Source organism: Natronobeatus ordinarius, from assembly GCF_024362485.1.
Taxonomy (GTDB): Archaea; Halobacteriota; Halobacteria; order Halobacteriales; family Natrialbaceae; genus Natronobeatus; species Natronobeatus ordinarius.
Genome location: NZ_CP101456.1, coordinates 2,647,559 through 2,668,638 on the forward strand (window position 1 = coordinate 2,647,559; position 21,080 = coordinate 2,668,638).

Sequence of the window (21,080 nt, forward strand, 5' to 3'; positions counted from 1 at the left end):
CCGCTCGAGAGCCGGTCCTACCTGACCTTTTCGCCGAGCTCGGCGTCGCCGTGGGTCGTCAGCAGGTCCGCCTGCTCGCCCGCCGCGAGGATCATCCCGTTGCTCTCGACGCCGAACAGCTCGGCGGGCTCCATGTTCGCCAGCAGAATGCACTTCGTGCCCGGCAGCTCCTCGAGGTCGTGCAGACGCTTGATTCCCGCCACGACCTGGCGGGTCTCGAAGCCGATGTCGACCTCGAGGCGCGCGAGGTCGTCCGCGCCGTCGATGCCTTCTGCTGCCTCGATCCGCCCGACGCGGATGTCCAGATCCTGGAACTCCTCGAAGCTGATGCGATCCTCGAGCAGGGGCTCGAGGTCGTCGGTGGCTGCCATGTCGTCGGCTTCTCCCTCATCCGTCTCGTCGCTTTCGGTTTCCGACGCGTCCTCGGCAGCCGCCTCGATCTTCGCCTCGAGTTTCTCCTCGAGTTCGTCGACGCGGTCGTCCTCGATCTTCTCGAAGAGTTCGCCCGGTTCGTCGAAGTGTCGGGGCGGAGCCTCGAGGGCCTCGGCGAGGTGGGCGTCGGCGACCTCGCCTTCCTCGCCGAGTTGCTCCCACAGGGCTTGGGCCTTGCCGGGGGCAATCGGCTCTAAGAGGACGCCGACGGCCTTCGCGAGCTGGACGCAGTCGCGGATGACCTGAGCCGCCTCGTCGGGCTCGTCGTCCGTGAGCTTCCAGGGCTCGTTGCGCTGGATGTACTCGTTGCCGAACTGGGCGAGGCGGACGGCGGCATGGCCGACGCCTCGGAGCGAGTAGTCGTTGACCGCCTCGCGGACCTCCTCGATCGCGCCGTTGATCCGACTCTCGACCTCCCCTGACACCTCGGCCTCGGGCGTCCCCTCGTAGTTTCGGTAGGCAAAGAGCAGCGAGCGGTACCAGAAGTTGCCGACCGTGCCCACGAGTTCGCCGTTGACCTTCTCCTGGAAGGCCGTCCAGGTGAAGTCGACGTCCTGCTGGAGGCCGCCCGTGGTCGTCAGGTAGTACCGGAGCAGATCGGGGTGAAAGCCCTCCTCGAGGTACTCCCGGGCCCAGATGGCCCGGTTGCGGCTGGTCGAGAGGCCCTTGCCGTCGATCGTGATAAAGCCGGTCGCGGCCACGGCGCGTGGGGCGTTGTAGCCGGCTCCCTCGAGCATCGCCGGCCAGAAGATGGTGTGGTGCTGGATGATGTCCCGGCCGATGACGTGGACGATCTCGCCCTCGTCCTTCCAGACGTCTTCCCAGTCGTACTCGTCGGCACCCACTCGTGCTGTGTACTGCTTCGTCGAGGAGATGTACTCGATCGGCGCGTCCACCCAGACGTACAGCACGAGGTCCTCGGCCCCCTCGCCGGGGTAGTCGATCCCCCAGTCCATGTCGCGGGTGATACACCAGTCCTGCAGGCCGTCCTCGATCCACTGGCGGGGCTGGTTGCGGGCGTTCGAGGTTCCCTCGAGGTCGTCGAGGAACTCGGTGAGGTACGCCTCGAAGTCCGAAACGCGGAAGAACTTGTGGGTGCGCTCGCGGTACTCCGCGGGGTTGCCCGTGATCGAACTGTGGGGGTCCTCGACCTCGCCGGGCTCTAAGTGACGCTGACAGCCCTCGTCACACTCGTCGCCGCGAGCCTTTGCACCGCAGTACGGACAGGTCCCCTCGACGTAGCGGTCGGGGAGGTACTGGTCGGCGTCGGGGTCGTAGGCCACCTGGATCTCTTTTTCGTAGATGTGACCCTCTTCCTCGAGCGTCAGGACGATGTCCTGGGTCGTCTCGGTGTTCGTCTCGTCGTGGGTGTGGCCGTAGTTGTCGAAGTCGACGGCGAACTGCGGGAAGGTTTCTTCGTACTGTTCGTGCCAGCGCAGCGCGAACGCCTCCGGCTCGACGCCCTCTTCCTCCGCGTTGACGGCAACGGGCGTGCCGTGCATGTCCGACCCACAGACGTAGGCCGACTGCTGGCCGAGGGTTTTGAGGGCGCGGTTGAACGCGTCTGCACCGATGTAGCCGCGGAGGTGACCGATGTGTAAATCGCCGTTGGCGTACGGCAACCCGCAGGTCACGACCGCGGGGCGATCCGTTGGATAGTCGTCGTGGCTCATGTGGTTGGTGTCTCTGGTGACGGGCGTAAAACCCGCCGATTTCGTTCTCGACAGCCGATACTCCGCGTCGAGTCCTCGAGTCCGGGTTTCGACGCCACGTGAGGGCCGTATGACCGGCCGAGTTCGTGGCGCTCCCCCCGACGACAGCGGGTGCTACATACGCATAGAACGAGCGGCGAACGCGACGGCTGCCGTCGGAATCACGCGCGGTGATACTCGCTCGCTCGAAAAAAAGATTTCCATGCACCGACGACCGTGTCGGTTACAGCGGCTCCTCGTCGTCCGTTCGCATCCACTCGAGTTCGAACTCGATGCTCCGTTCGACGCCGCCGTCTTCGGGTTCGTCTTCGACCTCGAGTTCGAACTCGACGGTTTCGGGCGGATTGACGACGACGGTCTCGTCACCGACCTCGAGTTCGATCTCGTCCGACCCTCGAAGTCGGTCGGCGAAGCGCTCGAGGTGGTCGGCGATCTCGTCCCGGGAGAGGTCACGCTCGTATTCGATTTCGGTTTCCTCAGACATACGAGAGGCGTTCAACGGATGGACGGATAAAACCACTCACTACCCACGAAAGCCATCCTCGAACCCGCAGCGTTCTTTATCCTGACCGTCGTCGATCGAGGTAGCACGATGGGGGGCGAACACGATCAGGACGACGAGGTGGCGGCCTCGAAAACCGTGAGCGACAGCGTGCCGTCGATCCTGCGGCTCGTGGCGCTCGGCTTCGTCGTGATCGGATTCGTCGGCGCGGTCTCGAGCGACGCCTCGCCGATCGCCGCCGACTCGGCGTTCAGCCTCCTCTTTTACGCTGGCATCGGCTGTGCGGTCGTCTCGATCTACCTCGGCGTGTACGGTGCCGGCCGAGCGTGACGATCACCCCGTCTGCTACCGACGAAAACCGCCACCAGCTCAGTCATCCGCCAGCTCGAGTTCGGTGACCGCTTCGGGCTCGAGCGGCGCGTACCGGACGATGGCGTCGAACGCCTCGAGGGGGAGCCGATCACCCGTGGTGATCCCGCGTGCCTCGGGCGTCCGGAGCTGTCGGTCCACGAAGCGTCGAGCGACGAGGGCCGTGCGGGCGTCGCCGTTCTCGAGGCCGGCCTGGGCTTCCTCGAGCAGCAAGGCGGCGGTGAAGACGTCGAAGAGGTAGTGGGCGAGACGTTTCGCCGAGAGCTGGGCGTACGCTTCGCCTTCGCTCGCCAGCGTGGCCAGCGCGGCCGAGAGGTCGGCGAACTCGGCCTCGACCGCCTCGACCGGCTCGGCGAGCGCTGGGTGGGCGGCGGCCTCGAGTCGCGCCTGGACGGCTTCGACGTACGGCTCGTGGGACGCCTCGCGCTCGAGCGCCCGGAGGACGTCGAGCGAGAGGACGTTCTCGGTGCCTTCCCAGATGGGGAGTACCTGGGCGTCCCGGAGCAGTCTGTGAGTGACGAACTCGTTCACGTAGCCGTTGCCGCCCTGGATCTCCATGGCGTAAGAGGCCGTATCGACGGCCATCCGGCCGGTTCGAAGCTTCGCAATCGGGATCAACAGCCGCAGCAGCCGGTAGACGTTCTCGACGTCCTCGCCGGCGCTCGTCCGGTTCTCGCCGTTTCGCTCGGCTCGCTCGCGTTCTGAGAGCAGCCGCGACGCCTCGAACGTAAAGGCCGTGGCGGCTTCGTGGTCCACGGCCATATCCACGAGGTCCGCGCGCATCAGCGGGAACGCGTCGATCGTGCGGCCGAACGCCTCGCGGTCCGCGGCGTGAATTTTGCTCTCGAGCAGTGCCCGGCCGATGATCCCGCACGACGCGGCGGCGTTCGACAGCCGCTCGAGGTTAAGCATCTCGGCCATCTGCTTGAAACCAGATTCCGCCTCGCCAACGAGAAACGCCGGCGTCTCCTCGAACTCGACCTCGCCCGTCGGGACGGAGATCGTTCCAAGCTTGTCCTTCAGCCGGCGGTAGAACTGGTCGTTGAGGGCGTCTCCCGGCGGCGTTCCCGAGAACGCGGCGCGGCGCCCCTTCGTGAGGACACCGTCGTCCGGGTCGCCGTGAGGGACCAGAAACATCGAGAGGCCGGCGGTTCCCGCAGGGGCGTCTTCGGTCCGGGCGAGCGCGAGCGTGCCCTCGGCGTCGATATTCGAGCAGAACCACTTCTCGCCCGTGAGCCGCCAGCAGCCCGCCGACTCGTCGTACGCGGCGCGCGTCTCGTTCGCCCCGACGTCGCTCCCGCCCTGTTTCTCGGTGAGGAACATCGCCCCCTCGATCAGGTCGTCGTGCTCGCGGCTGACGAGGGCGTCGTAGTAGGGCTCGAGGGACCCGTCGTCGAACTTTTCGAGGACGAGCGCCGCGCCGGCGGTCATCGCCACCGGGCAGGCGAGTCCGCCGTCGGCGTACGACAGCAGGTACAGCATCCCGAGGTAGTGGCTCAGGGGCATCGGCTCGTCCCGTCCCGGCGGGGCCCGGAACGAGTCGGAAACGGTGCCCGCCTCGTAGACCAGCCGCTCGCTCTCGAGCAGTTCGGCCGGGTAGCGGACGACGTTTTGCACCTGGCCGTACGCGTCGTAGGGCTCGAGTTCGGGTCCGTGGTCGTCGACGTAGTCGGCGTTGTCCGCGATCGTGTGTCCGACGATTTCGCCGAACGACTCGAGTCGGGGTACAGCCCACTCGAACTCGTCGGCGGCGTACACCCGGCGCAGTTCGCGCTGGATCGTTCGGTCCAGCTCCCAGTAGTTGACGTGTCGTCCCTTCTCGAGCTGTCCGTAGTCGATTCCCTCGCTCATACGCGCTCGGTTGGTGACTATCGACCATAAACGTGCAGCCAGATAACACGACGCACGTTTACTCGAGTTTGCCCCGGCTGCTGTATCGACCGGTGTCCGACCGCTAATTTTCAGTTCTGGTACTCGGAGGGGAACGACCAAGAGGCCGCCCGCGGTTTCCGGGGGCATGGTACACGGCCTCGACATCGGAACGGGGGCGCTTCGATCGGTCAGCGGGGAGCCCAACGACCTGGCGCTCGAGTCGGAGCCGCCGATTGCGCTGGCAACCGACGAGTCGACGCTCGAGTCGGCCGGCGTGGATCCCGACGCCTGTCACGCGATCGAGCGGAACGGAGCGACGTACGTCCTGGGTTCGGACGCGGCAACCGTGGCCGAGTCGACCGGCGACGAGCCGGTTCGATTGCTCGCGAACGGTTTTCTGATCGGCGATCGCTACGCCGAACCCGCACTCGAGGCGCTCTTCGACGGCCTGCTCGCCGACGTGGCCGACGGGCGACTCTGTTACACCACGCCCGGCCCGCTCGTCGATGCCGACGAACCAGCCGAGGCACACCGGACGAGCCTGGAAGCGATCCTCGAGGATCGAGGCGTCGACGCGACGGCGGTGACCAGGGGGTTCGCCGTGATCTACGATCAGCTCGAGGCAGACAACTACACCGGGCTCGGCGTCTGCATCGAGGCGGGAACGACGAGCGTCGCCCTCGCGTACTACGGCGTGCCGGTGATGGCCGTCTCGCTCTCGAGCGGCGGCGAGTGGATCGTCGATCGCGTCGCCGAGGAGACCGGCACCTCGCGAACGGACGTCGCCGCGACGCTCGAGGAGTTCGCGCTCGATCCGAACGCCGCGGCCGGCGAGGTAGAGCGCGCGCTGGCGCAGGCGTACGACGCCCTCGTCGGGGAGTTGATCGCCGCGATTCAGGCTGCGGCCGCCGAGGCCGACCTCGAGCGAGGGATCGCCGTCCCGGTCGCCGTCGGTGGCGACCGCGCCGTCGAGGGCGTCGAATTTCTCCTCGGCGGACGGTTCGACGCGGCGACGCTCCCCTTCTCGATCCGTGGCGTTCGGCTCGCTGACGAGCCGGCGCGCTGTCCGGCTCGCGGCGCGCTCGCAGCCGCCCGGGACGACGTGGACGCCTACGAAGCCGTCACCTGGTCGGACGCCTCGAGCGACGACGACGCGCCCGCAGTTGCGACGTCGGCCGACGACGAACGCGCTGACACGCTGGCGTTCGACGAACAACCGGTCGAGCACGACACCGACGCCAGCACGGATGCGGCCATCGACCGGCTGTTCGACCGCCTCGCGACCCGCGACGAGGAGATCGAAACGGTCGCCGAAGCGGTCGACGAACTCGTCGCGGCCCACGACGCCCTCGAACGGCAGAGCGCGGCGGCCGCGGACGTCGACCGGCTCGACGATCGACTCGAGGAGCTCGCCGACGACCTCGCGGCCCTCGAGCGCGAAACCGACGCGGACGTCGCCGATCTCGTGGACGATCTCGACGCGATTCGAGAGACGCTTCGGTCACTCGAGGACCACCTCGAGTCGGTTTCCGGAACCGTCTCGACGGTCGAAGCGCGTGTCGCCGACGAGCGAGCCACACTCGAGGACCGACTCGACGACCTCGCCGCGACTGCAGCGACCACCGCCGACGTCGAGGACGTTCGATACGACCTCGAGACCGTGGCCGACGACCTGTCGGGAGTCGACGACCGGCTCGAGACGGTCCGGACTCGCGCCGAGGGACTCTCCGGGCGGATCGAGGAGGTTTCAGAACGAGCCGGCGCCCGGCTCGACAGACTCGACGATGACGTGGGTGAGCGGTTCGATCGGCTCGACGAGAGCGTGGACGAGCGGTTCGATCGGCTCGACGAGAGCGTGGACGAGCGGGTCGAAACCCTGGAAGCCGACGTCGAGGACCGCGTCGGCGGGCTCGAGACCGACCTCGAATCCATCGACGAGGCGGTGACGGCACTCGAGGACGACCTCGGAACGCGACTCGACTCGATCGGGGACGAACTCGACTCGATCGAAAACGACCTCGACGACGTTCGGACGTCGGCCGAGGACCGACTGGATGCCCTCGGCGAGTCGGTCGAAACCCTCGAGGGGAACGCAGTGACCGGCGACGAACTCGCCTCGGTCGAGGCCGACGTCGAACGGCTCGAAACGCACCTCGGTGAGACGACGGCGACGCTCGAGGCCGACGTCGAGGCCACAACGCAGTCACTCTCCGATCTCGAGGTCGCCACTGAGACGCTATCGACGGCCCTCGACTCGATTGACGGCGACTTCGAGAGGGTCGACGGTCGACTCGAGACGGTCGACGAAACGCTCGACTCGCTGGCGGCCGACCTCGAGACGCTCGAATCCACCGTCGACGACGCGGCGAGTCGTGCGGCCGTCGACGCCGTCGACGAACGCTCCATCGACCTCGAGACGCGTCTCGGCGACCTCGAGTCGTCGTTCGAGGAGGTCCAGTCGACGCTTTCGGCCGTCGAGGCCGACGTCTCGGCGCTGTCGACCTCGATCGCCGACCGGACGACCCCGGCGTCGGCGGACGATCTCGCGACGCTCGAATCACGCCTCAACGAGATCGCGAGGGAAGCCGACGACGCAGCAGCCGCCGATGCCGTCGACGAACTCCGCGCTGCACTCGAAGTGCTTCAGGCGGACTCCGACACGAGAGCCGAGACCCTCGAGACGGTCTCCGACGACATCGAGGCTGTCGACGGCTCCCTCGAGGCGATCCAAGCGCGCATCGAGACGGCGACGGCTCGGCTGGATTCGCTCGAGTCGGCGCACGAATCGGACACGTCGACGCGGGACTCGGGCGACGAGGTCGACGCAGCCGCGGTGGCTGCGCTCCGGGAAGAGCTCGAGGCCGGACAGTCAGCGCGGCGAGCCGGCGTTGTGACGCCGGTGCTGGCGGGTGGTGGCGGTGCTGGGCTCGTCGCTGGCGGCGCGTTCGTACTGGCCGGTGACGCATCGCTCGGGCTCGGGGCTGTCCTCCTCGGCGTCGTTCTCGTCGCTGGGGCGGTGTATTTGTCGTCGTAGTTCTCGCGGCGAACCGACCCCGACTCAGACGGACCGCTGTACGTCAGTTCCGACGCAACCGCGACCGTGGGACGGTTGCGCCGGTGCATCGGTACAGCAACCCATCTCACTCCTCGTGGACGCCGTCGTCTTTGACGTTCGGCGCGCCCACGACGAGGACCGAACTCCCGTCCGCGGTGGCCTCGAGCTGTCGCCACGATTCCGGCGGGACGACGAGACAGTCGTGTTTCTCGAGGGAGACCACGTCCCGGTCGTCCTCGCGCTCGATCGTCACGTCGAACGCCCCCTCGAGGACGACGTACAGTTCCTCCTGTTCACCCTGTCGGTGGTACCGATTGGACTCGCCGGCGTCGTACTCCCAGATCGCCGGACGCATCTCTTCTGGCCGGAGGTGGTAGCCGATCGAGCGAAGCATCGGTCCCGTTTCGTCGAATTCGTGCGCATCGACCTCGTCGAGTGCGACAAGCGAGTACATGGTCGCGCTTCGTCAGTCCGGGTGAAAAGCGCTCGCACTGCGGCAGTCACGGCGGCTCGGGCGAGAACCAGTCGGCCCTGCCGGGACCGACAGCGGCATGCTTCCGATATTCGTCGATCTGTACGTGAGTACGACAGGGATAGGTGACGTCCGCGTCGTCGCACGGGAGCTCTGGAGCGACGGTCGCGGCTGGATTCTCCTCGGCGTCGCCGGCGGCTGGTTTCTCTCGCTCGGCGTTCGACTGGTCTTTCCGCCGTTGCTCCCGTACCTCCGGGAGACGTTCTCGCTCGGGCTGACGCTCGCGGGGCTGTTGCTCACCGTCCTGTGGGTCGCTTACGCGCTCGGCCAGTTCCCCGGCGGGATCATCGGCGACCGGCTGGGAGAGGGGAACGCGCTCGTCATCAGCACGGTCGTCTCGGGCGTGGCGATCGCGGTCGTCGCCGTCTCGAACACGCCATGGATGTTGTTCGCGGCCACCGCCGTCTTCGGCTTCTCGACGGCCCTGTTCGGCCCGTCACGGTTCACGATCCTCTCGGCGATCTACGACGATCGGGACCGGACGGCCGTCGGGTTGACGCTCTCGGCCGGCGAAGCCGGCAACGCGATCTTGCCCGTCGTCGCCGGCGTCCTCGCCGCGGCCGTCTCCTGGCGGCTCGGCTTCGGCGTCACCGTCCCGCTGTTTTTCCTCATGGCGGTCGTCCTCTTTCGGGTCGTCCCCGGCTCGGTGAGCGAGGGGAGCGCGGTCGACACGCTCTCGCTCTCGACGTTCAGGTACGTCGTTCGCGGGATCGCCCAGCGGGCGATCGTGCTGATGACGGGCATTCACCTCTTTCTCTTTTTCGTCTACCAGGGGTTCACCGGCTTCTACCCGACGTACCTGGTCGAGATGAAGGGGCTCTCGCCGCGATTCGCGGCGGGGTTGTTCGGCCTCTTTTTCGTCGTCGGCATCGTCGTCCAGCCGCTGGCCGGCGCGGCCGGCGACCGGTTCGGCACGCGGCCGTCGTTGCTCGGCGTCGCGCTCGTTTCGACGGCCGCGCTCACGGCGTTGCCGTTCGTCGACGGCGTCGTGGGACTGATCGCCCTGACGGCCGTCGCGAGCACGCTCCTCGGCGTGACACCGCTCACCCAGACGTACCTCGTCAACGCGCTCCCGTCGGACATGAAAGGAAGCGGGCTCGGGCTCCTGCGCACCGTCCAGATCGCCCTCGGGGCGACCGGCCCGCTGGTCGTCGGGTTCGTCGCCGACCTCGGCTACTTCGACGGGGCGTTCCTGCTCGTCGCGGTGATCTCGGGGCTCGGCGCCGCGCTCTGTCTGCTCGTTCCGATGGACCGCTGACTCATAGGGATTAGCAACGCAACTCATAGGTTTGTTTCATCCATCTTCAGTAGTTGAGAGTTTGGGGCTGATGAATACAAGGCGCGAATGATGCACGAGACGAGAGTTAATCTGTGAAGGGTGATCGGTCAGTCCAGGTCCTACATTGAACGCCGTACTCTCTCACTCACGAAGGAGTACAACGGTCTCTTCTTTTTGCTGGTCGATCAATAGCTCGAGCAAGGGCCTCATCTCGTCGAACCGTGGGCCTTTCGTTACGACGTGGGCGTTTCGGTCCCACTCGATGAAACCGTAGTCGGCCAATTTGGGAAGATGAATGTAGTGCAGCCGAAGAAGTCCCTCGTCCACTCCTGGAATCGCTCGGGAGCTGGACAGATGTTGTTGGAAGAGCTTCTCGTCAGCTTTAGCGATCTCCTGTGACTTTCCAGAGAGTTCCGGAACGTGTTGCGGATTGTGGGTTAATAACTCAACTAACAACTGGCGTCGACGGCCGTCAGCCAAAGCGTCAAATGATTTATCATCATCGATCATCTCGACCCCCATACTATGTGTTTCCCCCACAATCTTATTAAATATATAACATTTTCACGAGCAGTTGCTGTTTTGATTAACTGAGTGAATAAACAAGTGGACGATCCGTACGCATGCGTAGTGGGCGTCGATCCATCGAGACTGAATCGGACAGCACAGATGGCTCACTTTGCACTCGCTTCGCTCGTGCGTCGTTCGCCATACCGCAGAGAGACGCGCTTTCGCGCGTCTCGAACGACGCCTCGGCTGATTTGAAACGGCGAGCGTAGCGAGCCGTTTGCTATCTGTACTTACCGAATCAACGTCTCCATGACTCTCTCCGAATCATTTTTCAGCACCATCTGTACACGATCACGTCAATTACACATGCATACTGTTCGATGTTCTCCAGTACATGACACTCAGTTTATGCCGTCGACATACCTGCTTATGGAGCAAGGAGATGTCTCTCCTCTATGACCGATTCGAGTAGCGACGAGTTCGACCCAACAGCACCAGACCAACGGGAGATCGGCCGCGAAATGGTTGACGACAGCGCGGGACTCGGTTCGGTGATGGCCCACGCCTATCGCGGAGAGATAGACCGAGTGGGGACGTGGCGCCAGCGCCTCGACGAGACGACGACGTGGGCGGTTACGCTGATGGCAGCAATCTTGACGTGGGCGTTTTCGAGTACCGATAACCCACACTATATCTTGCTGATCGGGGTCGTTGTCGTCACCATCTTTCTGGGAATCGAAGCACGGCGGTACCGAGACTACGACGTCTTTCGTTCTCGTGCTCGAGTCATCCAAGAGAACCTGTTCGCAAACGCCCTCGATCCGTCCCAGGGCACTGAAAGTCACGACTGGCGAGCGGAACTGAGCAGGGACTATCGCAGGCCGACGCTGAAAGTCTCGTTCTACGAAGCACTCGCAAACCGGCTCCGGCGTGTGTACCTTGCGCTGCTCAGTGTCCTCTTGGTCGCGTGGATCTTCAGGATTACAGCGTTCGCGCCGCGCCAAGACTGGCTGACAACCGCTGGAATCGCCCGTCTCCCCGGGATTGCTGTGGTTGCCGTTGTGGGTGTGTTCTACGTCGTACTGCTGGGTGTCACCTTCTGGCCTCACGAGCGCCATGCCAAGGGTGAATTCCGTGAAGGGGACCCGGACGACTGGAAAGAGACAGACCGTTGATACCCTCCACGCCGTAAACGACGTGGAATCCCGACCGCCGTTGGGATATTACGGTTTACTTTTCGGCGGACGTTCTCCGCACCGTTCACGTCCGCGTTCGCCACCGTATCGCACTCCTCGCAAACGTACAACCCGCGTTCAACACGCTGGTTGCCGTCCTTCGTTCCGCAGGCCGAACACGTCTTTGAGGTATCGCGTTCGGACTCAGCCGTTACGTCGATACCTTCGGCTTCCGCCTTGTAGTCGAGTATCGACGTGAAGAACACATTAGCGAGTGTGTGTATCTATGCCGATCCCCGTCAGATCCCCTTCCCCATCAGGTGACTCCGCAACACGTCGGCTTCCTTGTTTCCGGAGCCGGTGTTGAGGATGACGACCGTCTCGTCGCCGTCGAACTCGCCGCGCTCGCCGAGTTCCCAGGCGCCGCTGACGGCCGCTGCACAGGTCGGCGCCATCTCGAGTCCTTCTCCCTTCGCGACGGCGATCGCGGCCTCGAGGATTTCCTCGTCGTCGGTCGCGACGGCGCCGCCGTCGGAGTCGCGCAGGGCCTCGAGGATCCACGGACTCGCGCCGGGATCGGGGATCTCGATCCCGCCACAGATCGTATCGGGGTACTCGACGGGTTCGTGGACGTCTCGGCCCTCGTCGAACGCCTCGACGATCGGCGCACAGCCGCTCGCCTGGGCGGCGTAAAACGAGGGCAGCTCGTCGATCAGCCCGAGCTCGCGAAACTCCGTCGCGGCCTTGTACATGCCGACGAGGCCGACGCCGCCGCCGGTCGGGTAGACGATCGCGTCGGGAACGTCGAACTCGAGTTGCTCGAGGATTTCGTAGCCCATCGTCTTCTTGCCCTCGTGGCGGTAGGGCGTGACGAACGTCCCGAGAGAGTACCAGTCGTCATGTTCGGCCATGGCGTCCTCGTAGGCCGCGACGGCTTCCGTGATCCGGCCGCCGGAGACGGTCATCTCCCCGCCGTGGACGTTCACCATCGCCTTGGTTGTGTGACTCGAGCGCGCCGGGAGAAAGACGTGCGACTCGAGGTCCGCCCGGCCGGCGTAGGCCGCCGCGGCCTGTCCGGCGTTGCCCGCCGACGCGAGCGCGACGTCGCTCGCCCCGTGAGCGCGCGCCGCCGTCACGGCGACCGACTGCCCGCGGTCTTTGAACGTCCCGGTCGGATTCCGTCCCTCGTCTTTGATCAGGACGCGCTCGACGCCGAGTTCGTCGGCCATCTTCGGGCAGTCGACGAGCGGCGTCGCACCCTCGTCCATCGTCACCGCAGTCTCCCGCGGGAACGGCAGCAACTCCTCGTAGCGCCACATCGAGTCGAACGGCCGGGACGCGAGCGTCTCCCGGTCCAGCTCGAGGTCGTCGTACGCGTACGTCGGGTCGAGGATCCCGCCACACTCCCCACAGCGATGACCTGCCGTCTCCGCGTCGAACGTCGCCCCGCAGTCTACGCACTCGAGCCCGGCGAACGCCTCGGTCGTGTCCATACTCGACCGTTCGTCCCCGCGGACAAATTCCTGTTCATCGGGCTCAGACCGGGGTGGGCCCGCGCGATTGCCGGAGCTCGCCGACGCCGGCAAGACGACAGCCGATCGACGGGCTATAACCACTCGAGTCGCTACGTCCGCCCATGACAGAGATCATCCTCTACGATCTTCCCGGCTGCCCGTTCTGCATGCGCGTCAAGCGAAAACTCGAGGAGCTCGACCTCGAGTACGACGTGATCGAGGTCCCCGCCCCCCACTTCGAGCGGACGGAGGTACAGGCGGTGAGCGGCCAGACTGGTGTCCCGGTGCTCGTCGACGAGGCCCACGGCGTCGAAGGGATGGCCGAGAGCAGCGACATCGTCGCCTACCTCGAGGAGACGTACGGGAACTGATCGGCCGATCGGGAATCAGACGGCTTCTTTCCGGTCAGCGCGTTCGCGGATGACCTCCCGGAGCTCTTCGGCGTCACGCATCTCGGCGAGTTCCTCGCGCTCGACGAGCGCGGTTCCTTCGACGGCGTCGCGTTTCGCGCGGTCGACGACGTAGACCGAGCGGGTGTGGGCGACGTGACCGATCGAACTCATGATCCGCGCGCGCTTCTCGGCGGCTTTCGTGAACGCGGAGTGACCCGTGAGGACGACCTCGTCCTCGCCGCCTTCGTCCTGACTGACGGCCTTGAACGGCGATCGAACCGTCGGGTGGACCCGAAAGCCTGCACGGGTGAGCACCGTGACGACCTCCGCGTCGTCGGGATCGGCACGCGGATCGTCGGGCATCGGGTCGGCGTCGTGGACGTCCTCTGCACCCTCGAGGACGTCGACGGGGCTCGTCAGCGGCGCCTCGAACAGCTCCTCTAAGGCCATCGCGACCTCGATGGAGGCGTTCATGCCGTCTTCGTACTTCGAGACGGTGCGTCGGGAGACGCCGAGTTCGTTCGCGAGCTGGCCGAGGCTCCAGTCGCGTTGTTCGCGTTCGTCCGCGAGCAGGTCGCCGTCGATGTTGACGTAGAGACCGCCAGGAGCGGCGTAGATCAGCGGCGGCACGTTCTCGACGAACAGGTTGTACGCGGTGTCCGGGCTGAGCACGGGGACGCCGTGACGGAAGTAGACGACGTCAGGCTTCAGGTTCTCGTCGCGGCTCCGAAGACCGAGCACCAGCGGCGTCGCCTGGAGGTAGGTTCCGAGCCGGCGCATCTCCTGGCCGGTCTCCTGGTTGAACGCGTCGATGTTTCCGAGAATCTTTACGAGCACGAGGTCGTCACCGCGACGGGCAGCGACGTCGAAACTCTTCGGCCGAATCGCACACCGGTCACTCACCGTGAAGCCTGCATCCTCGAGCATCGCGGTGACGTTTCCGACCAGTGCGGACCGGGACATAGGCGTATGTAAGCAACTCATTCTATAATAGTGTTTCCCCGCTGCACACCGCGCCACGTCGTGCGGTTTTGTCGCTCGTAGAAGATACGTTTAAATAGATGGTCGCGTCCTCCGCGGCGAGACACACCGGTGGTGAGACACCCACCTCGCCCGAAACGCGTTACTCCCTCGACCGTCAAGGCCGGGTGATGACCGTCGTCGGGCTGGACGATACCGACTCCCGCGAACTCGGGATGTGTACGACCTACGTCGCCACGCGCGTCGCCGAGCGGCTGGCGAACGTCAAGCGACTGCTCCTCGTGCGGCTCAACCCGGCCGTGCCGTACAAGACGCGGGGCAACGCCGCGCTCGCGATCCACGCCGACTGCGATTCCGACGTCGCCTTCGACGTCGCCCGCGAGGAACTCGAGTCGCTGTCGGCGGACGGCGACGAGGCGACGAACCCGGGTCTCGTCGTCGCCGACGGCGACGCGGCAGCCGTTCCTGCCGACGTCCGGACGTTCGCCCGCGATGCACTCTGGGAGCACCACGAGATCGCCGACGCCGAAGCCCTCCTCGAGCGCCACGGCTACCGATCGTGGCACGTCGGCGACGGACGCGGCCGCATCGGCGCGCTGGCTGCGGTCGGCGCGTGGCGGGCGTTCGACGACTGGACCTACGAGTGCATCTCCTATCGCGAACCCGACCGGTGGGGCACCCCGAGGGACGTCGACGCCGAGAGCGTCTTCGCGGCGGCCGAGTGGGGGTACCCGACGGTGTGGGACACCGTCGACCGCGACGAGGACGAACTCGTCTGCGTTCCGCACACGCCTTGTCCCATCCTGTACGGGATCCGCGGCGACGATCCCGACGCCGTCCGCGACGTCGCTGAACGGATCGAGGGCGAGCCCGTCGACCGCCACCAGCTGTTCGTCACCAACCAGGGCACCGACGCCCACCTCCGGGACGCGACGATCGCCGACGTCCGCGACGGCGGCGCCTACCGCCTCGAGGGCACGGTCGTCTCGGAACCGGAAACGAGGCGGGGCGGGCACGTCTTCTTCACGCTCGCTGCGGAGGGATCGGCGTCGAATGCCAGTTCTGACGCTGGCGGTGACGCCAGCGCGAACGGCGACCGCCTCGAGTGCGTCGCCTTCGAACCCACCAAACGCTTCCGTGATCGCGTCCGTACGCTTCGCGTGGGTGACCGGCTCACCGTCTGCGGCGAGATTTCAGACGGGACGTGTAAACTCGAGAAGGTCGCCGTCCGCGAGCTCGTGCGGACCGAACGGGTGACGCCGGTCTGTCCCGACTGCGGTCGAACGATGGAGAGCGCCGGCCGCAACCAGGGCTACCGCTGTCGGGACTGCAAGACCCACGCCGACGGGAAAGCCGCGGTCGCCCTCGAGCGTGACCTCGAGGAGGGCTGGTACGAGGTGCCGCCGTGTGCTCGCCGGCACGTCGCGAAGCCGCTGGTCCGGGATGGCTTCGACGGACCGACACATCCCGAACGGTAGCGACGGCGCTCGAGGTTGGGTCCGACGCTCACTCGTGAGCCGCGTCCCACTCGGTGGCCTTGCGGAAGTTACCACACCGGTTACACTGAATGCGCCCCATCGCGTCCATCGCGTTGTCGACGCTCTCGCAATTCGTACAGAACCAGCCGTAGCGCTCGGCCCCTTCGGAGGTATGGTACGCCACGAGGAACGGCCCCTTCGACCCCTTGTCACCGTCGGCGGGTGAGACGTAGATCGTCTCCCCGTCGTCGGTCGACTTCGCGTGCATACGCCGGCGTTGGGCCGCCCGAAGTAAATGACTGTCTCTCCGGCACGAGACGCTGTCACACCCGGGATGAGAGGGATCACTCCCGTTAGACTGAAAGATTTACCCACGGCGGTCACGTTCGCTTCCGTAATGAGCCTGGTCGTGGTTCCCGTCCGCTATCCGTTGTCCCCGCACTCGAAGTACACCTTACAGAAGGCGATCGAGGTGGCACGCGAGCGAGACGCGGCGCTGACGGTGCTGCACGTGAACCTCTACCAGAACGGCCGGAAGGTGAACCGGACCGACCTGAAAGACGAGGTCGAACGGTCGTTCGGCCGCCTCGAGAACACCAGGTACGTGGTTCGGTCGGGATTTCTCGTCGAGGAGTCGATCTTAGAGGAGGTCGCCGCCGAGAACGCCGACGTCGTCGTCGTCGGCCACAAACAGGCGAGTCGGTGGCGACGAATCCTCCGCCGGTTCGTGGACAATCCGAACATCGAGGCCTACCTCCGGCGGCATCTCGACTGTGAAGTGATCACCGTCGAGGGCGCGCCGGCATGAGAAGCGAGCATCGTCGGGCGCACTGGCGTGAGGACGGCCGATCGCAACGAGAACCACGATCGACGCGACGTTACCGGTTGTGATCGTCGCCCGGGTCGAATCCCGCACCGCCTCGCGAGTCCCCGTCCGTCTCGAGCGGCGAGGCCATTGCGACCCGCGCCCGGCCGCTCGTCTCGTCGAAGACGTGGTGTCGGTGCGGATAGGCGAACTCGACGTCGGCGTCGGCGTATCGGCTCCAGACACGTTGCTGGACCTGAGATCGGGCGACGAGCAGTCGGTAGGGGTGTTTCACCCAGAACCGTAACGTCAACAGGATCCCGTTATCGACGTACTCGTCGACGTGACACGTCGGCGCAGCCGAGTACCGGGCGCTGCCGATGCGAATGTCCGGCCCGCCCGAGATCACGACGTCGACCTCGCGGGCGGCGCGTTCGGCCAGCCGGATTGCCTCCTCAAGGTCGCTCTCGTAGGTCACCTCGAACTGGACCGACACGCGCGTGCGCTCGTCCTCGGCAGAGTAGTTGATCACGTCCCGCAGGTGAATCTCGCCGTTGGGAATCACGATGAACGTATTATCGAGCGTGAAGATCTTCGTGTACCGGATCGTGATGTCCTCGACGAAGCCGCGGTGGCCCTCGTCGACGACCTCGATCAGGTCACCGATCTCGAACGGCCGGTCGGTGAGGACGAACAGCCCGTTGATGACGCTCGCCACGAGCGGTGCGAGGATGATACCGACGACCGCAGAGAAGACACCGACCGACAGCAGGATCTCGGGGCTCCGGATTCCGAGGATGGCACCGACGGCGACCAGCGTCAGCGTAAGCACGAACACGCGAACCCCACGCAGGACCGTCCGCGTGACGCTCGGCCGGGCGATGCGACGAGCGACCGTCCTGCCGGTGAGCCGGACGACGACCTTCGAGAGGTACCAACCGACGACGAGGACTACGAGCGCTTGCGCCAGCGTGACCAGTATCTCGAGCGTCTCACCCGAGTCCGGGAGAGCCCCCTCGAGTCGACCCACGACCCGGGACTCGTTCAATTGCAGGACGAGTTCACGCATGCGATGACTCTCTTGGCCCCGTTGGTTATACTTTCGGGCGAACGTCGACCCGCCCGCTTCCAGTTCGACCGGGGGCCGCAGGGACGTCGCAGACCGGCCACAGGCCGACCAAGAAACAACCCAATTTCGAAACGGAGTGTTACTCATTGTATAATAAATCATTTATCGGTTGAGTGCGTAGGCGCAGGTATGACACAGAACGACCTGCGCTCGACGGTCGAACGCGTCGGGGACCGGTTCACCCTCGGCGAGTACGAGATCGACGCCTACCTCTCCGTCTTGGAGCACGGACAGCTCACGGCGAGTGAGATCGCCGACCGGACCGACATCCCCCAGCCACGCGTCTACGACACGGTTCGCAGCCTCAGTGACCGTGGCCTCGTCGAACTCCGCGAGTCGAGGCCCATGAAAATCGTCGCGATCGACCCCAAGGAGGCGTTCGACGACGTTCAGTCCTCGCTCGAGGAGCTAGTCGAGGAACTCGGGACGCGGTACACCGCCCCGGCGCGGGAGACGGAAGCCGTCTCGCTCGTCAAATCACGGTCGACGATTCTGCGATACCTGGAGGAAGTGATCGAGGACGCCGAGTACGAACTCGCACTCTCGCTGACGCCCGACCTGCTGACCCGGTTCGAGGACGAACTGCGTCGGGCGGTCGCCGACGGCGTCAGCGTCGACCTGATCGTCACGCCCGCAGCCGACGCGCCCAGTCCCGAGGAGTTCGACTACCTCGAGGTGGCGACGACCGCCCGCGCCCGCCGCGGCATCACCACGCCGGTCGTCGCTGTCGCCGACGGCGAGTACTCGATCTACGCGACCCAGGACGCGCTGCGCGACGACCAGGACCGCTACGGCGTCATCTTCAACCGCTCGGCGCTCGGCTTTTTGGTGTCGGGCTTTTTCGGAACCGTCCTCTGGACGACCGCGAACGAGACGCTCGGGGAAGACGGCGAGGGACGACCGTACCCCCGAAGATACGCCTCCATCCGCCGCTGCGTGAAAGACGTGATCGACGAGGGCGGGGAGTTCTACGCGACGATCGAGGGTCGCGAGGTCGAGACCGGGAGCGCCACGGTCGTCCGCGGCCGGATCGTCGACGTCTCCTTCGAGCTGACCGAAGAAGTCGCCGGACTCACCCTCGAGACCGACGCGGGCGAGGTAACGATCGGCGGCCGCGTCGCCGCCCTCGAGGACGTCGAGGCCTACGAGATCCACATCGGCCGCTCGAGTCCGCCGACCCTCGAAGACGAGTAAGCCGCCGACCGGCGGGGGCGTCGAAAGCCGCTCGAGGCCCGTCTCGAGGCGATGTATCCCCTACCTGTGGGGTGGGGTGGGTCCGTCGCAGGATTACGCGGTTACAGAACGTTTTTTGTGCCGGTGGCCGTTCCCCCGCACAATGACCCACCAGCGGAGGGCGTATCCATGACGATGGAAGATCGCATCGAAGAGCTCGAGGAAATGCGTGAGGAGGCCCTCATGGGCGGCGGTGAAGCCCGCATCGAACGCCAGCACGAGAAGGGGAAGATGACCGCCCGCGAGCGGATCGACTACTTCCTCGACGACGGCACGTTCACGGAGTTCGACCAGCTTCGGACCCACCAGACGCGTCAGTTCGGGATGGACGAGCAGAAGATCCCGGGCGACGGCGTCGTTACGGGCTACGGTGAGGTCAACGGCCGAACCGTCTTCGTTTTCGCCCACGACTTTACCGTCTTCGGGGGCTCGCTCGGCGAGGTGTTCGCCGAGAAGATTACCAAGGTGATGGACATGGCGATGGAGGTCGGCGCCCCGATCGTCGGCCTGAACGACTCCGCGGGCGCACGCATCCAGGAAGGCGTCAAGAGCCTCGCCGGCTTCACCGAGATCTTCCGGCGCAACCAGGAGGCCAGTGGCGTCGTTCCCCAGATCTCGGCCATCATGGGCCCGTGTGCCGGCGGCGCGGTCTACTCCCCGTCGATCACCGACTTCATCTTCATGGTGAAAGATACGAGCCACATGTACATCACCGGCCCCGGCGTCACCAAGACCGTCACCGGTGAGGACGTCACCCACGAGGAACTCGGCGGCGCGATGACTCACGCCGATAAGACCGGCGTCGCCCAGTTCGCCGTCGAGGACGAAGAGCAGGCGCTCGATCAGATCAAGCGACTGCTCTCGTACCTGCCACAGAACAACGTCGAGGACCCACCCCGGGTCGAGCCGTGGGACGACCCCGACCGTCGGGACGAGCAACTCGAGTCGATCATCCCCGAGAGCGCACAGAAGCCATACGACATGACACAGGTGATCGGCTCTGTCGTCGACGAGGGGTCGTTCTTCGAGGTCGCCGAGAACCACGCCCAGAACATCGTCGTCGGCTTCGGTCGGCTCGACGGCCGTTCCGTGGGGATCGTCGCGAACCAGCCGCGAGTCAACGCCGGGACGCTCACCGTCGACGCCTCGATGAAGGGCTCGCGCTTCGTCCGCTTCTGTGACTCCTTTAACATCCCGATCGTCACCTTCGTCGACGTCCCCGGCTACATGCCCGGCACCGACCAGGAACACCGCGGGATCATCCGTCACGGCGCCAAACTGCTCTACGCCTACTCCGAGGCGACCGTCCCGCTGCTGACGGTCATCACCCGGAAAGCCTACGGTGGGGCCTACTGCGTCATGGCCTCGAAGAACCTCGGCGCGGACATCAACTACGCCTGGCCGACCGCCGAAATCGCCGTCATGGGCCCACAGGGTGCCGTCAACATCCTCTACCGGAACGAACTCGCCGAGGCAGACGACCCCGACGCCCTGCGCGACGAACTCATCGATGAGTACCGCGAGGAGTTCGCCAACCCCTACACCGCCACGGACAAGGGCTTCCTCGACGACGTCATCCTCCCGACCGAGACGCGTTCCCGGCTCATCGACGACCTCGAGATGCTCGAGACGAAACGCGAGGACAACCCCGATAAGAAACACGGCAACATCCCGCTGTGATGAGCCGAGAACGATCCGTGACCGACGGCGGGATCGACGAATCCGGCACGGCCGGCGCGTTCGATCTCACCATCCCCGACGACGCCACCGACGAAGAGGCCGCGGCGATCGCCGCCGCCATCGGCGCCCACGTGCGCGACCTCGAGCTCGCGGCGGCCGCCGCGGCCGCCGGCGAGGAGACGTGGGACGGCAAGCGGTGGTCGTACGCCGGCCGGATCCAGAGCCAGCAGCGCCGGACGATCCGCGTCCCGCGGGATGCCCCGACGAACCCCTGGACTGCGGCGGGGCGGACGGACCGGTTCTAGTACTTACCGACCCGTTCTCGAGTCGATCGACAGAGAGCCGACGGCTCGAGCGAACGGTCACCGACCGTGCGAACAGCCAACAGGCTGGAATACGTGCCGATAAAACCGCTTGCGAAAAAGTAAGG

The 21,080-nt window shown here is 65.6% G+C and carries 19 protein-coding genes and 1 pseudogene; 10 read left to right on the top strand and 10 right to left on the bottom strand.

Annotated elements, in window-relative coordinates; genetic code table 11:
- Positions 1–17: 17 nt before the first annotated feature.
- Together metG and NMQ09_RS13545 are read right to left on the bottom strand one after the other, a co-directional pair.
- Entirely contained in the window at positions 18–2,105 is a 2,088-nt protein-coding gene (gene metG / locus NMQ09_RS13540; RefSeq protein ID WP_255191113.1) for a methionine--tRNA ligase, read from the bottom strand.
- A gap of 262 nt (positions 2,106–2,367) precedes the next feature.
- Positions 2,368–2,628: an amphi-Trp domain-containing protein gene (locus tag NMQ09_RS13545; protein ID WP_255191114.1), complete on the bottom strand. Its 261-nt coding sequence runs from the start codon at positions 2,626–2,628 to the stop codon at positions 2,368–2,370.
- 108 nt (positions 2,629–2,736) lie between these two features.
- On the opposite strand from NMQ09_RS13545, the gene NMQ09_RS13550 reads away from it, so the two are divergent.
- Positions 2,737–2,976 (top strand): hypothetical protein, encoded by a 240-nt coding sequence (locus NMQ09_RS13550; protein WP_255191115.1) that lies wholly within the window; start codon positions 2,737–2,739, stop codon positions 2,974–2,976.
- Between the two features lie 39 nt (positions 2,977–3,015).
- On the opposite strand, the gene NMQ09_RS13555 is transcribed toward NMQ09_RS13550, so the two are convergent.
- Positions 3,016–4,866, bottom strand: coding sequence for an acyl-CoA dehydrogenase family protein (locus tag NMQ09_RS13555; RefSeq protein ID WP_255191116.1), 1,851 nt, complete (start codon positions 4,864–4,866; stop codon positions 3,016–3,018).
- Positions 4,867–5,032: 166 nt separating this feature from the next.
- Between NMQ09_RS13555 and NMQ09_RS13560 the strand changes: the two genes are divergently transcribed.
- Positions 5,033–7,921, top strand: coding sequence for a disk-shape morphogenesis protein volactin (locus NMQ09_RS13560; RefSeq protein ID WP_255191117.1), 2,889 nt, complete (start codon positions 5,033–5,035; stop codon positions 7,919–7,921).
- Positions 7,922–8,027: 106 nt separating this feature from the next.
- Here NMQ09_RS13560 and NMQ09_RS13565 read toward each other — a convergent pair whose 3' ends face one another.
- Positions 8,028–8,396 (bottom strand): cupin domain-containing protein, encoded by a 369-nt coding sequence (locus NMQ09_RS13565; RefSeq protein WP_255191118.1) that lies wholly within the window; start codon positions 8,394–8,396, stop codon positions 8,028–8,030.
- 124 nt (positions 8,397–8,520) lie between these two features.
- On the opposite strand from NMQ09_RS13565, the gene NMQ09_RS13570 reads away from it, so the two are divergent.
- The gene (locus NMQ09_RS13570) at positions 8,521–9,732 is read left to right on the top strand and encodes an MFS transporter (RefSeq protein ID WP_255191119.1); all 1,212 of its coding nucleotides are present in this window, start codon (positions 8,521–8,523) and stop codon (positions 9,730–9,732) included.
- Between the two features lie 162 nt (positions 9,733–9,894).
- On the opposite strand, the gene NMQ09_RS13575 is transcribed toward NMQ09_RS13570, so the two are convergent.
- On the bottom strand, positions 9,895–10,263 hold the full coding sequence (locus tag NMQ09_RS13575) for a DUF7344 domain-containing protein (protein WP_255194595.1): 369 nt from the start codon (positions 10,261–10,263) through the stop codon (positions 9,895–9,897).
- A 455-nt stretch (positions 10,264–10,718) separates the two neighbouring features.
- Between NMQ09_RS13575 and NMQ09_RS13580 the strand changes: the two genes are divergently transcribed.
- On the top strand, positions 10,719–11,438 hold the full coding sequence (locus tag NMQ09_RS13580) for a DUF2270 domain-containing protein (protein ID WP_255191120.1): 720 nt from the start codon (positions 10,719–10,721) through the stop codon (positions 11,436–11,438).
- A 29-nt stretch (positions 11,439–11,467) separates the two neighbouring features.
- Here the strand turns inward: NMQ09_RS13580 and NMQ09_RS13585 are convergent.
- Together NMQ09_RS13585 and NMQ09_RS13590 are read right to left on the bottom strand one after the other, a co-directional pair.
- Positions 11,468–11,722, bottom strand: a pseudogene (locus NMQ09_RS13585) (zinc ribbon domain-containing protein); the annotation flags it as partial.
- A gap of 15 nt (positions 11,723–11,737) precedes the next feature.
- Positions 11,738–12,931 carry a threonine synthase gene (locus NMQ09_RS13590; protein ID WP_255191121.1) on the bottom strand — a complete coding sequence of 398 codons (1,194 nt, stop codon included), beginning with the start codon at positions 12,929–12,931 and terminating at the stop codon, positions 11,738–11,740.
- Between the two features lie 143 nt (positions 12,932–13,074).
- Here NMQ09_RS13590 and NMQ09_RS13595 point away from each other — a divergent pair, with 143 nt between their 5' ends.
- Positions 13,075–13,323 (top strand): glutathione S-transferase N-terminal domain-containing protein, encoded by a 249-nt coding sequence (locus tag NMQ09_RS13595; RefSeq protein WP_255191122.1) that lies wholly within the window; start codon positions 13,075–13,077, stop codon positions 13,321–13,323.
- A gap of 15 nt (positions 13,324–13,338) precedes the next feature.
- Here the strand turns inward: NMQ09_RS13595 and NMQ09_RS13600 are convergent, their stop codons facing one another.
- Positions 13,339–14,307: a transcriptional regulator gene (locus NMQ09_RS13600; protein WP_255191123.1), complete on the bottom strand. Its 969-nt coding sequence runs from the start codon at positions 14,305–14,307 to the stop codon at positions 13,339–13,341.
- Between the two features lie 188 nt (positions 14,308–14,495).
- On the opposite strand from NMQ09_RS13600, the gene NMQ09_RS13605 reads away from it, so the two are divergent.
- Positions 14,496–15,803 (top strand): tRNA(Ile)(2)-agmatinylcytidine synthase, encoded by a 1,308-nt coding sequence (locus NMQ09_RS13605; RefSeq protein ID WP_255191124.1) that lies wholly within the window; start codon positions 14,496–14,498, stop codon positions 15,801–15,803.
- Between the two features lie 28 nt (positions 15,804–15,831).
- On the opposite strand, the gene NMQ09_RS13610 is transcribed toward NMQ09_RS13605, so the two are convergent.
- A complete protein-coding gene (locus NMQ09_RS13610) occupies positions 15,832–16,071 on the bottom strand; it encodes a DUF5816 domain-containing protein (protein WP_255191125.1) in 240 nt (79 codons plus the stop codon).
- A 129-nt stretch (positions 16,072–16,200) separates the two neighbouring features.
- Here NMQ09_RS13610 and NMQ09_RS13615 point away from each other — a divergent pair, with 129 nt between their 5' ends.
- Positions 16,201–16,611, top strand: coding sequence for a universal stress protein (locus NMQ09_RS13615; RefSeq protein WP_255191126.1), 411 nt, complete (start codon positions 16,201–16,203; stop codon positions 16,609–16,611).
- Between the two features lie 70 nt (positions 16,612–16,681).
- Here the strand turns inward: NMQ09_RS13615 and NMQ09_RS13620 are convergent, their stop codons facing one another.
- The gene (locus tag NMQ09_RS13620; RefSeq protein ID WP_255191127.1) at positions 16,682–17,677 is read right to left on the bottom strand and encodes a mechanosensitive ion channel family protein; all 996 of its coding nucleotides are present in this window, start codon (positions 17,675–17,677) and stop codon (positions 16,682–16,684) included.
- A gap of 189 nt (positions 17,678–17,866) precedes the next feature.
- Here NMQ09_RS13620 and trmB point away from each other — a divergent pair, with 189 nt between their 5' ends.
- The 3 genes from trmB (at position 17,867) to NMQ09_RS13635 (ending at position 20,955) form a co-directional block, all read left to right on the top strand.
- Positions 17,867–18,931, top strand: a complete 1,065-nt coding sequence (gene trmB / locus NMQ09_RS13625) for an HTH-type sugar sensing transcriptional regulator TrmB (protein WP_255191128.1) — start codon at positions 17,867–17,869, stop codon at positions 18,929–18,931.
- Between the two features lie 174 nt (positions 18,932–19,105).
- A complete protein-coding gene (locus NMQ09_RS13630) occupies positions 19,106–20,650 on the top strand; it encodes an acyl-CoA carboxylase subunit beta (RefSeq protein WP_255194596.1) in 1,545 nt (514 codons plus the stop codon).
- Entirely contained in the window at positions 20,650–20,955 is a 306-nt protein-coding gene (locus NMQ09_RS13635; protein WP_255191129.1) for a DUF8022 family protein, read from the top strand. Before NMQ09_RS13630 ends, NMQ09_RS13635 begins: the two co-directional genes overlap by 1 nt.
- The last annotated feature ends 125 nt before the right edge of the window (positions 20,956–21,080 follow it).